Consider the following 12,935-nt stretch of genomic DNA (forward strand, 5'->3'; position numbering starts at 1 on the left):
TGCTTCCCTCTTTTCGATATTTAAGCATATACAGAGGTGGAAATATGAAACGAAATCTTGTTTTGGGAGGTATTTTTTTATTTGGATTAGGTGTTTTTTTATATCCTACTATTAGTAATTGGTTGGCGACTCGTGCACATTATTCTGAGATTAGCTCTTACGATAAGAAGATCAAAGCGCTACAAAAGAAAGAAGTTGAACGTAGGGAAAAAGAAGCAGCTGAATATAATAAACAAGTTCACACTTCCACGAAAACATTTACTGATCCATTTTCTGAAAAAAAAAGTAATCATCAAGCATATGCTGATGCGTTAAATTTAGGAGATGTAATGGGGTATATTGAAATATCGAAAATTAATATAAAACTGCCAATCTATCAAGGGACATCTGAGGAAGTATTGAGCCGCGGGATAGGTCATTTAGATTTTTCTTCGCTCCCGATAGGTGGAGAAAATACGCACACTATTTTAACAGGGCATCGTGGTTTACCATCAGCAAAATTATTTACAGATTTAGATAAGTTGAGCAAAGGAGATCTTTTTTATATTCATTCTTTAGACAAAGTTCTTGCTTATAAAGTAGATCAAATTAAAGTAGTGTTACCACATGAAACGGACGATCTACAAATTGTAGAAAATAAAGATTATACAACTTTAATTACGTGTACGCCTTATGGAGTAAACACCAATAGATTGCTAGTTCGAGGTGAGCGCGTGGAGTTAAACGAGAAAGAAAAACAAAAAGTGAGTACAGAGATATTTATATTTAATAAGTGGACTGTAATAGTTACAATCCTATTGTTATGTGTGCTTCTCGTCGTAATTTATAAGAAAAAGTTAACTCGATAGAATGTATTTATCCTGCATTAATGGGAAGTGGGACCGGAAATTCAAAGATAAGTAAAGACGGTATATAGGGGATGAAGTAAATCATCATTAATAAAAATTCATTTTATTCGATTATAAAAAAATACGGTAAAGGTGGGAACAAAGGAATTGAGGCTACGATTAAAGCTGGTAAGTATTCATTTTATTGTTTTGTTAATGTTAAGTGTAAGTTTTGTCGTATATGTACCAAAAGAAGCATATGGATCCACGACTACCTTAGAAGGTCTAGGAGATATATCGCGTTATAATGCTGTTGTCTTTGGTAACCATAAAGCAATAGGTGGCGACATTGAAGGAGCAATTGCAGTCCAAGGTGATATGGATGCATCGGGGTATACGATTGTAGGTGCTGCAGCGGGAACATCTAATATAGTAGGTGAAAAATGGGTTGATGAGGGATATCCGTCCTTGTTATTGTCTGGAAAATTTAAGAAATCAAGGGAAGAATCTTTTATCATTCAAAACGGAATAGTCGTAATGACAAAAGAGAGTGATCCAGATCGCATCATACAATCCTCTTATGATCGTATCGTTTATAAAGAAAAACTAGAAATTGACGCGAAATTTAATGAATTTCGCAATATAGTGAACCAAGTCAGTAAAAATGCAGGTCAATATAAAACGAATACCCCAATTCCAAATATGAGTCATGGAATCGGAAAAGATATAAACAATCCTAATATTTATGTTTCATCAGAATTGACAGGGAAAATCAATTTAGATATAAGAGATGTATTTTTACCAAATGCTAAGGACAAAGATTTTGTTGTTATGTATTCGAATGCAACAGAGGTTACATTTAAAAATGGGTCTATTCTATATGACACGAACAATATTGGAAGGGCTACAGATATAGTTCCTACATCACAACCATATTCTCCTAATTCCCCGTTTACTGAGCTATACGGGAAAGTGATTTGGGTTTTTCCAAATGCGAAAAAAATTACAACAGAGGGATATGGTGTCGTTGGGAGTGTGTTTGCTCCCAATGCTGTATTAGAAACAAAAGGCGGCTCGATTAATGGACAAGCATTTGTCGGCGCGGTACAACAAACTGGTGGATTTGAATTTCACAATTTCAAATTTAACTGGCAACATTGGAACAAGCCTAGTACAGGAAAAGTAAAAATAAAAAAGGTTGATAGTAATAATGATAATAAAAAATTGGTGGGAGCAAAGTTTAAAATTGAAGATTTAAATGGGAAAATAGTTGGAGAACTAGTAACAAATGAAGAAGGAGAAGCGATATCAAAAGACTTACCAATAGGAAACTATACTTTAGTGGAAAAAGAAGCACCTAAAGGTTACGAATTATCAAAAGATAAAATAGCTGTAAAAGTAGAGAAAGATGCAGAAGTAGAAATTAAAATAGGAAATAAGAAATTGCCAGATCCAATGGGAAAAATGAAGCTTGTGAAAGTAGACATAAGTGATAAAAATAAAAAGCTAGCAGGAGCAAAGTTTAAAATTGAAGATTTAAATGGGAAAATAGTTGGAGAACTAGTAACAAATGAAGAAGGAGAAGCGATATCAAAAGACTTACCAATAGGAAACTATACCTTAGTGGAAGTAGAAGCACCTAAAGGTTACGAATTATTAAAAGATAAAATAACTGTAAAAATAGAAAAAGATGCAGAAGTAGAAATTAAAATAGGAAATAAGAAATTGCCAGATCCAATGGGAAAAATGAAGCTTGTGAAAGTAGACATAAGTGATAAAAATAAAAAACTAGCAGGGGCAAAGTTTCATATAGAAGATGCAAAAGGAAAAGTAGTTGGAGAGTTAATAACAGATGAAAAAGGAGAAATGATATCAAAGGACTTACCAATAGGAAACTATACCCTAGTGGAAATAGAGGCACCTAAAGGTTATGAATTATTAAAAGATAAAATAGCTGTAAAAATAGAAAAAGATACAGTAGTAGAAATTAAAATAGAAAATAAGAAATTGCCAGATCCGACTGGGCAATTTGAAATTGAAAAAGTTGATGATAAGGATAGTGAATTAAAGCTAAAAGGCGCTGTATTTCAAGTGTTAGATAAAGAAGGGAAAGAACTTAGTAGATTAATAACGGATGAAAAAGGAAAGGTAATTTCCAACCAATTAGCAATTGGTAAGTATACGATTAAAGAAATAAAAGCACCGAACGGATACATGTTACTTAGAGATCCAATAGAAATAGAAATTACAGAAGCAGTAAAGACACAAAAAATAACAGTGAAAAATGCGAAGAATAATTGGGTAATTCCTAATACTGGTGGGAGCGGAACAACAATTTTTTACGTAATTGGTATTATGCTAATGTTTGGTGTGCTATATTTCTGTAAGAAAAATCGTATATTATGAACTGATTTTATAGAGTTAGACAGATTGTTGCGTTAGAGAGTTTTTAGGGCATGAGTTCGGTATTGTACTGGACTCATGTTACTACATTTGTTGAAGGAGGAAGGATAATAGTAAACATAGAATATATTAATGAATTAAAATGTTTAAGAGGTGAACATGGTGGCAATAAAACAAGACGAAATTAAAGTAGTTGTCGGAGCTGGAGTGTTTAATAATAATCCAGGCTGGATTCAAACGCAAGAAGATGAACTTAACTTACTAGATAAAGCTACGTGGGAAGAAAGATTTGAATACAACTCTATTTCAGCTATTTTAGCTGAGCATGTATGGGAACACCTTACTTTTGAAGAAGGTGTAAGAGCAGCTGAAATCTGTTATGAATTTTTAAAACCATCTGGTCATATTCGGTGCGGAGTCCCTGATGCATTCTTTCAGGATGAGGTATATCAAAATATAGTTCAAATAGGGGGACCCGGTCCGAAAGATCATCCAGCAGCAAGTCATAAAATCGTTCATAATTATAAAACATTAACGAAAATGTTTGAAACTGCTGGATTCGAGGTAGTTTTACTTGAATATTGTGATGAAAATGGTCAGTTTTATTACAACGAATGGGATGCAAACGACGGTGTTATTTTCCGTTCGAAAAGGTATGATTCTAGAAATAAAGGCGATAAACTTGGTTTTCCATCGCTAATTGTTGATGCGATTAAGCGCTAATCATTCAACCAAAAAAGGAGTTAATCCTATGATTTCATAAGTCGCAAATGCGGCTTTTTTATTTGTACGTAAATCTATATTTAATTTTCAATACTATATAACTCGATTTAGAAAATATTTAAGTTTTTCTCAGCGTCATTCACTTTAAATTAACACTTCGTTGACATAAATATTTATTTTATATTTATATTCGTGTAAAATAAAATGAGAACATATATTCTATATAAGGAGGCAATCAAAATGATAGCTGAAATTGGGAAACTAAATGATGGATATATTGTGAAATTTGAACGCCAATTTCCATATACGGCAGAAGAAGTTTGGTCTGTATTAACAGAAAACAGTAAGCTGAAAAAATGGATGTCCAATTTACAGATTGAAAGCCTTAAAACGGGTGGAATAATAAAGTTCGACATGATGAACGGTTCATTCATAAACATTGATATTTTAGAGTGTCAAGTAAACTCAGTACTTGAATTTACTTGGGATAAAGATCGTGTCCGATTTGAAATACATAAAGAGGAAAATGGTACTCTTTTATTCCTTAAAGAGTACATTCATGAATTAACAGATCATACACCGAGAGATATAGCTGGTTGGCATATTTGTTTAAATCTTTTTTCTTCTGTTTTAGAAGGAGAAGAGAAAGAATTTTCTAAAGATGAATGGCAACAATGGTTTGAAATATACAAGGATAAGATTCATGAAGTGAGAGGATAATTGTATAATAGGTAATATTCATTATGTAATTATTATATTTTAAAAATGCTTTTGTGAATAAATAAGAATAGAGGTTAATATGAAAGTAAATCAATTAATTGCTAATAACATAAATAAATTAGATGCAACTATACCGTTTAATAAATCGTTTGGAATTGCTGGGTTATCTGGATCGGGTAAAACAACTTTTTGCCAAACAATTGGTGAAGAGTCAAAAAAACGATTAGTTTCTTTATTACCAAAGGCTGAATATCAATATTTATTTCCTAACATTATGGAAACAAATTTTAGTGCTATTAAGATGGAAGAAATGCCATTAGTACTTTTTCTAGGAAAATCATCGATTTCGTCTAATCCGCGTTCAACGATTGGTACTCATACTGGTGTTTTTACAGAGGTTCGGGAAAAACTTGCTGAAGTATTTAATCTTTCTCCAGAGGTCTTTTCATTTAATAATCAATTAGGCTGGTGTACTGGTTGTAAAGGCCGTGGTACTACAAAAAATGTTGAGTGTAAAAAATGTAAGGGAAAACGTTATAGTGAAGAAATTGAACAATATGAAATTGATTTGTTGGAAAAGCCACATTCAATCTCAAATATTAATGATTTAAGTGTTGAATCTATTCTTTCACTAGCAAAAGAATTAAATATTAGTGAGGAAAAACAGCATATACTGCAAAATATTATTAATATGAACATTGGTTATTTAACATTAAATCGAATTATGGGTACGTTGTCAGGTGGGGAGTTAACACGACTTTATCTGGCTGAATTCATGGCAGTAAGTGAAAATGCTGTAATTATTATTGATGAGATTTCAGTTGGACTTGATCATGAAACATTATTACAAATTTCGGAAGAGATTAAACGATTAGGGTGTAAAAATCAAATTTGGCTTATTGATCATTCAGATACGGTACTAGATACAACTGATGAGCAATTGTTCTTTGGACCTGGTAGCGGAAAATATGGCGGGAAAATTGTGAAAGAATCACCAAGACCAAAGTCAATACTGTGGGAGCGAAATAAAGAAATACCAACAGAATATTATACATTCTATGATTTATATTGCCGTAATATCCAAATGGCGGAGTTTCAAATTCCTAAAAACAGGCTTGTAACGGTTACAGGAGAATCGGGATGTGGGAAATCTACACTTGTCAACGAATGTCTAGCTACAGATTTTTTAAAACGATATCCAAAAGATAAATTAGTTATGGTAGGACAAGACCGAAATCAATCAATTACAAGTCGATCAACTGTAGCAACTTTCCTAGATATTAAAAAGAAACTCACAAAGTATAGTGAAGACATTGATGATATTTTTGAGCGCTCGATTGAGGATATTATTGATGAACTTCCAAATGAAGATATCGCTTATAAACGTTTGAGCTTACTAATTAAATTAGGGCTTGGCTATTTAACATTAGAGAGAAAAACACAAACATTATCGACAGGTGAGTTTCAATGTGTTCATTTAGTTTCGGAATTATTTGCAAACACTAGAAATCCACATACATTATTCATTTTTGATGAGCCTTCAAAAGGTTTATCACAAAATATTTTAAATCAATTTATCGATAGTATTAGAGGTATTCTGCAAGATGAATCAGTTTCTATCATTATGATTGAGCATAATCGTTACATGTTAGAAAGCTCTGATTATATAGTTGATTTTGGAAAAAGGCAGAATGAATCTGTAGAGCATTTGGATGTTGTTAATCATGAGGATTACTATCATCAAAAAAGTAATGTGAATAGCACAGAGAAAATAAATATCTCTTCAATGCTTAAGCAGAAAAAAGGAGTTCACTATTTAGAAGAAAATCATATTAACTATTTTAAAAATGCCGAAAATGTTTATAAGGGCGGTATTTTAAAAAGTTTATCATCAATGGCTAGGTTAATTTATGGTGAATATGAATCTGATACAATCGCACCTGTTATTGCTATTGATCTTGAAAGACATTTATATAGTCAATATAGTTTCTTATATGAGATTGGTGGATTAATTAATCATATTGTAGCTGCTCATCCAATTAATAAAGATACGAGAAGTTTTGATTTCTATTCACAGGACAATCATTGTCCATCTTGTTCTGGACGTCTTCAAATTGAAGTTTTTGATAAAGATATTGCCATTCAAGATAAAAGTGTTCCATTTTGGGATGGGCTATTCGATCAAGAAATCATGAAGGTATTAAAATTTTATCAGCATGAAAAAATAGAATTTCTATTCGAAGAAATAAAAAATGAGCTTGGTCACGATTTGTCAAAGAGCTATAATGATATGTCAGAAGAAGAAAAGCATACGTTTTGGTACGGATATTTTGAAAAATCATTTTATGATAAAAAAGGAAAGACACGCAGAACATGGGTAGGGTTTAATACAATTATTGGTGGATATATTGTTATTTCAAAAGCACCTATTAAAGAAGAAATTAAGAGTTCAAAAAAAATGATGAAATGTCCAATTTGTGAGAGGACGGTTTTAAATCATCATAAACCACTTAAATTTGGTAACGTAGATATTCGTGAAATAATCAATCAGCCTATTAATAAAGTATTGAAAATAGTTGGTGATTTACCGGCACTTGTTAAATTGAAGTCTATTGTTGGTGGCGATATGGTATTGACGGAAGATGTTTCTTTATTGCCAAGAAAAGCACAAGTTGCATTGAAAATGTTTGAATTAGAACAAGCAAGCTTTTCAAACTATGAAATGGTGTTACAAAATGTCTTACCATTCTGGAGCGAAATAAAAGGAAATATCGAATCCATTAGTGTTAATAATCAGGTAACTGTTTGTGATTTCCCTAATGTTTATGAAACGAGAGAAACCATTATAGATAAGTATTTCACAAATGGTAAATATAAAAAACTTACGTATGTATACGAAGCGTTTGGATACAAAAAATTAGTTACCCAAATTAATAAAATTAAAAAAAGTAATCCATGTCCATTTTGTAAAGGTAAGAAAGTGATAACCGAAGATAATCTACATGATGGTGTCTTTAAACTAACAATTCCATGTGTAACTTGTAATGCAAGTGGTATTAATGACGAAGGGTTAAAAGAAGTTGTCGAGGGCGTGGATGTACAAACGTGGTTAACTGGAAAAGTAAGTGATGTTGTGAATGAAAGCTTATTAACAGAAGTTGTTGGACAAATACCCATTTTCAATCGCATACGTGAGTTGGATAAACGAGATATGATGGCGGTTTATGAATGTCTTGAGAGTAATCAGTAAATTTTATTAATATATGTTTTATTAACATAAATTAATAAAACATATATTCTTTATAATGTATATATTAGCGCAGTATGATTAATACAAGGTAATGAAAGAAGATCCAATTTCTTAATATCAAAATTAAGAAATTGGATCTTTTAGTATTTTTATGTCTCCATACAATATTTTTCAATAAGAAAAGAAGTAATATGGAAGGAGAGATACAAAACAAATAGTGATAAACGATTAATATATTATGTAATTATTATATTATAAAAACGAAAATTAAGGTTTAAAATGGTTCGTAAGTGATATGTTTTTGTTTATTAATCTATTTTTCATTGTCTGATTTTTTAAATTTAACAGAAATATATACTTGAATGAAGTATATATTTCTGTTAAATTTATCCTATGGATAGAACAAGTTTAATTAAAGGTCATTTAGAAATGTGTGTATTATCTATTTTGTCGAAAAAGAAAAGTTATGGTTATGAGATTATGAAAGAACTTGAAATAAACAATTTAAAATTGAAAGGAGTAGGAAGTATTTATCCTATTTTAACTAAGTTGAAAAATCAAGAGTGGGTTAACACTTATCAAGAGGTAACAGACAGTGGTAAAGTGAGGATTTATTATGAAATTAATGAAAATGGGAAAATACGTCTTGAGAAGAAAATTAATGAGTGGTTAGAATTGCAATTGGACATTCAAACATTATTAAAAAGTGGTTTGAAAGGAGACCTTCTGAAATGAGGAATAAATTGATAGGTAAAGAAAAGCAATTTTTAAGAGACGTACTTAAGGAATTAAAGCAATACGATATTAGTTTAGAAGAAAGGGAAAATATTAAGAGACAAATATTAGAACATATTCAAGAGTGTCATGAACATGGTGAAGACAGTATAGATGATTTAGGTACCCCTCAATTATTTGTTAAAGATTTTATAGAAATAAATGAAATTGATTTACAAGTTAAAATGAAACAACTTCAAAATGAAAAAGGAAAATTCAACACATTTATCTTACGTGGCATATTCATCGCAATTATTACTTACCTCATCTCGCAAACTACATTTTCAATATTTTTAACTGAATCATTTAATTCAACTAATAGCAAAAATACATTTAATTATAATATTTTATATCGCATATCAGAGAATCAATGGTGGAACGTTTTATTAATAATGATTAGCTTTATGCTCTCTGTAGTAGTGTTTATTAGCTTAGTAAGTTATAAAAAAAGAAAGCTATCTAAAGTATAATGAAGAAAACTATCTATAAACTATTTCAAATCTATATTCTTTGTAATGTAATAGTATTATGTATCATTTATCCAAAAGCATATGCTCAGCAAGATATTAAAGCTACTTTAGATAAGTATATTGAAAAATTTATAAAGGAACAGAATATTCCAGGGGCTGCTGTTGCAATTGTACATAATAAAGATGTATTCTTCACTAAAACGTGGGGGATTACTGGGGAATCTGAAAAAAAAATAACTAGTAAAACACCATTTGCAATCGGTTCAATAAGCAAATCTTTAACAGCTTTAGCTATAGTAAAATTAATAGAAGACAAAAAGATAAAATTAGAGGATTCAGTTCAACAACATCTTCCTTGGTTTAAACTAAAAGATTCTCAAATATCCTCATCTATAACAATCCAACACCTTTTAACTCATACAAGCGGAATAAACACATATGAAGGCTTATTAATATCAGATAAGCAATCCAAAAGTTCTACAGCATTAAAAGAAAATGTAATGAGACTTTCAAATGTAAAATTAACTGCTCTACCAGGAGAAAAATATCAATATAGTAATGCGAATTATATTGTTTTAGGTGCACTTATTGAGGAAATTACAAATGATACATATTCCTCATATATGGAAAAACATGTTTTTCAGCTATTAAATATGAATGGTGCGGCAGCAAGTAAAGAAACTGCATATGAAAAAGGCTATTTAACAGGTTATCAGTCATGGTTTGGCATACCAAGAAAAAGTGTAGTATCCTATGATAATGCCGGGGCACCGTATGGTTATATTACCGCAAATTTGGAAGATATGATTCAATTTATTATGTTTTTGAATCGACAAGAAGATACTCAATTTTTAAAGAAAGAAAACATCGACCTTTATCTTACACCACTTTATAACATAAATTCAGAAAAAAGCTATGGTTTTGGATTAAGAACAACAAGTATAAATGAAAGCGAAACGATGATTTGGCATTCAGGATCAACGCCCGATGCTCGTACAGAAATATTTACTTTAAATAAAAGTGGCTGGGGTGGTGTGATTTTAACAAATAAAAATCATGTATTAGAAGAACCAGCACTTTCAGTATTAAAAAAGGGGATTATTAATATTTTGAATGAAGAAGAACCGGTTGATCCCCATAAAAGCATACCATTTACACAAATTGTTATGTCTACAGTTATACTCGCGCTTTTCATTTCATCAATTATGTTAATTAAAAAATATAAACATAAGGAAACTGTAAAAAAATTAACTTGGTTATTCGTAGGGGCTCTATTCCTACTATTATCTATTATTTTCATCCCACTTCTTACTTATTGTACAAGCTCACCATGGCGTACGATAAAAATATTTGCGGCAGATGTAGGTTTACTTACAAGTATTATAGTAATTTTATTAGCTGTGAACGGATTATTATCAATCTTTATAGGCATAAGACAGAAGAGTATATAAGGGTAAATAATTAAAGAAATATAATTCAAACGTTATAAACAGTTGACCCTCACACAATGTCATTGTTTAAGATAAAGTTGAGCTTCAAAGTAGATGTAACTTATAGGAGGAAATCATGTTTAAAATAGGGGATTTTTCAAAACTATCTTCCATTAGTATACGAATGTTGAGACACTACGATAAAGTGGAATTACTACAACCAGTAAAAGTCGATGAGCAGAGTGGATATCGATTTTATTCAGCAGACCAATTAAAAAAAGTAAATCAAATTCAAACGTTAAAAGCTATGGGGTTTAATATTGCTACTATTAAAGAAATAATAGAATGCGATAATATAGATACCATAAAAGAGAAATTTTTTAATCGTAGTGCTCAAGTTAAAGAAGACATGAATAACCTCCAAAAACAGTTCCGTCTCCTCGAAGGCTCAATGAAAATGATGAGAGAGGATGTTGTTGAGATGAATTATCATGTTTCAATAAAAGAAATTCCAGAAAGAACTGTAGCTAGTGTTAGAAAGATTATCCCATCGTATAATTGCGAAGGTGATTTATGGAGTATATTGATGCAAGAAATTCAAATAGGAAATATTAGTATTGACCATCCAAGTTATAGTATTGCGGTTTTCCATGATAGTGAATACAAAGAAAATGATGTAGATATAGAAATACAGCTAAGTATTCTTGGTAAGCACGAAAATACAAAAGACGTTGCATTTAAAAAGATTGAATCAACTCATGTAGCTTCCATAACAGTTAATGGAAGTTATGAACAGATGACAGCTGTAAATGAAGCTGCGGCAAAATGGATTGAGACAGAAGGTTACGAATTAGCAGGTCCAATGTTTAATATTTATCATGTGAGCCCAGCGATGGAATCGGATCCTAATAAGTGGGTTACAGAAGTTTGTTATCCAATAAACAAATAAGTAATAAAAAAAGGCATGTTTTATGCCTTTTTTATTTTATTAATATCTCAATATATATAAATCTTCCTCTTTACAGTTTTCGTATCGGACTATATAAGGCAATAAAGACTTCAATTATTTTAGTAAAAGCAGCTAAAGCAAATATAAATACAGGATTGTAGGCTGAAATAATTCCACCTACTAATGCCCCCAATGGCATAGATAATCGTGTAAGTACACGAGAAAAACCTAAAACACGTCCTTGCAAATTGGATGGAACAGTTTCCTGCCGAATTGATGTAACAATCGTATTCCATGTGATATTACATGTCATCGCGATTCCGAAAGCAATTCCGGGAGCAAGCCAATATGTACTCCACAAAGCAAATGTTAACCCAAGCGCTCCTAAAAATAGGAGTAAAGGAATAAGTACACCACGTCGAAATTTCTTTTCTAAAGGAACGGCAATTAAGCTTCCTAAAAGCCCACCTATTCCTATTAAAGTATAATTATAGCCACTTTGTGCGGAGGTAAGATTTAATGTCGATAATAAATAATACATAAGTACACCTAAAACAGCACTTGCTCCAAAGTTACCTACCATAGCTTGAAGTGACAAAGCTATATTTAACCGATCATTTTTGAGCCATTTAAATCCATCAAACAAATCATTTAGTACATTTTGCAATGTTTTTTTATCAGTATTCTTTTTATTTAAGTTTTTCATAGAAGGTAATATAATCACAGCAATTAATGTAGCAATAAATGAAAGAACATTAATCCAAAGTACTTGAAAGCCGCCAATAAAAGATATGAAAAGCCCAGCTATGATTGGACCAAACAAACTAGCCAATTGATTAACCATTTGATATAAAGAATTAGCCTTCGTTAATGATGCACCTGCGATGTGTGGAATGACTGTAACTGTTGTTACATCAAAAAGCATGGACATAACTGCTAAGATAAAAGTAATTACGTATAAATGCCAGACTTCTAATATATGTAATGCATGTAAAATTGGTACGAGACTTACTAAAATAATATTGGTGATATCTGCCATCCAAAGTAACTTTTTTCGATCATATCGATCAACTAGTACACCAACTAAAGGGCCAAATAAAACGATTGGTAATACGTTAACAGCAAATAAAGAACTCATAATTACAGCTGAACCAGTTAATTGATAGGCAATCCAAGGCAGTGCAAAAGTATATAGTGAATCCCCGATTCGTGAAATGAGTAAACCAAAAATAAAAATCTTGTATTCTTTTGAAAAAGTTGTCTTGACAGTTAATCTTTGTTCTTGTACAAATTTCACAATTGTATGACCTCCCTTTTTTATAGAGGAACTTGAAAATAATCCGCCCAATACGTATTAAATATAGAATTCTGTAAGAAGTTGTTGAATCC

The 12,935-nt window shown here is 31.2% G+C and carries 10 protein-coding genes; 9 read left to right on the forward strand and 1 reads right to left on the reverse strand.

The genetic code is table 11. The features are described from left to right. Positions 1–44 precede the first annotated feature (44 nt). From HMPREF2590_RS13655 to HMPREF2590_RS13695, 9 genes are all read left to right on the forward strand, one after another. On the forward strand, positions 45–848 hold the full coding sequence (locus HMPREF2590_RS13655; protein ID WP_074596001.1) for a class C sortase: 804 nt from the start codon (positions 45–47) through the stop codon (positions 846–848). Positions 849–995: 147 nt separating this feature from the next. Beyond that, positions 996–3,233: a SpaA isopeptide-forming pilin-related protein gene (locus tag HMPREF2590_RS13660; protein ID WP_070861453.1), complete on the forward strand. Its 2,238-nt coding sequence runs from the start codon at positions 996–998 to the stop codon at positions 3,231–3,233. 156 nt (positions 3,234–3,389) lie between these two features. Further along, on the forward strand, positions 3,390–3,953 hold the full coding sequence (locus HMPREF2590_RS13665; RefSeq protein WP_000225725.1) for a class I SAM-dependent methyltransferase: 564 nt from the start codon (positions 3,390–3,392) through the stop codon (positions 3,951–3,953). 240 nt (positions 3,954–4,193) lie between these two features. Beyond that, positions 4,194–4,673 (forward strand): SRPBCC family protein, encoded by a 480-nt coding sequence (locus tag HMPREF2590_RS13670; RefSeq protein WP_000559837.1) that lies wholly within the window; start codon positions 4,194–4,196, stop codon positions 4,671–4,673. A 79-nt stretch (positions 4,674–4,752) separates the two neighbouring features. Then, on the forward strand, positions 4,753–7,923 hold the full coding sequence (locus tag HMPREF2590_RS13675; protein ID WP_000867757.1) for an ATP-binding cassette domain-containing protein: 3,171 nt from the start codon (positions 4,753–4,755) through the stop codon (positions 7,921–7,923). 393 nt (positions 7,924–8,316) lie between these two features. Further along, the gene (locus HMPREF2590_RS13680) at positions 8,317–8,658 is read left to right on the forward strand and encodes a PadR family transcriptional regulator (RefSeq protein ID WP_000376286.1); all 342 of its coding nucleotides are present in this window, start codon (positions 8,317–8,319) and stop codon (positions 8,656–8,658) included. Next, positions 8,655–9,167: a hypothetical protein gene (locus HMPREF2590_RS13685; RefSeq protein WP_001244705.1), complete on the forward strand. Its 513-nt coding sequence runs from the start codon at positions 8,655–8,657 to the stop codon at positions 9,165–9,167. Before HMPREF2590_RS13680 ends, HMPREF2590_RS13685 begins: the two co-directional genes overlap by 4 nt. Then, on the forward strand, positions 9,167–10,618 hold the full coding sequence (locus tag HMPREF2590_RS13690; RefSeq protein ID WP_000751428.1) for a serine hydrolase domain-containing protein: 1,452 nt from the start codon (positions 9,167–9,169) through the stop codon (positions 10,616–10,618). The genes HMPREF2590_RS13685 and HMPREF2590_RS13690 overlap by 1 nt, the downstream gene beginning before the upstream one ends. Before the next feature lie 115 nt (positions 10,619–10,733). Further along, on the forward strand, positions 10,734–11,546 hold the full coding sequence (locus HMPREF2590_RS13695; protein ID WP_000472625.1) for a MerR family transcriptional regulator: 813 nt from the start codon (positions 10,734–10,736) through the stop codon (positions 11,544–11,546). 70 nt (positions 11,547–11,616) lie between these two features. Here HMPREF2590_RS13695 and HMPREF2590_RS13700 read toward each other — a convergent pair whose 3' ends face one another. Next, positions 11,617–12,843, reverse strand: coding sequence for an MFS transporter (locus HMPREF2590_RS13700; RefSeq protein WP_000673886.1), 1,227 nt, complete (start codon positions 12,841–12,843; stop codon positions 11,617–11,619). Positions 12,844–12,935: the final 92 nt, after the last annotated feature.

The sequence above is a fragment of the Bacillus sp. HMSC036E02 genome (genome assembly GCF_001836235.1).
Taxonomy (GTDB): Bacteria; Bacillota; Bacilli; order Bacillales; family Bacillaceae_G; genus Bacillus_A; species Bacillus_A cereus.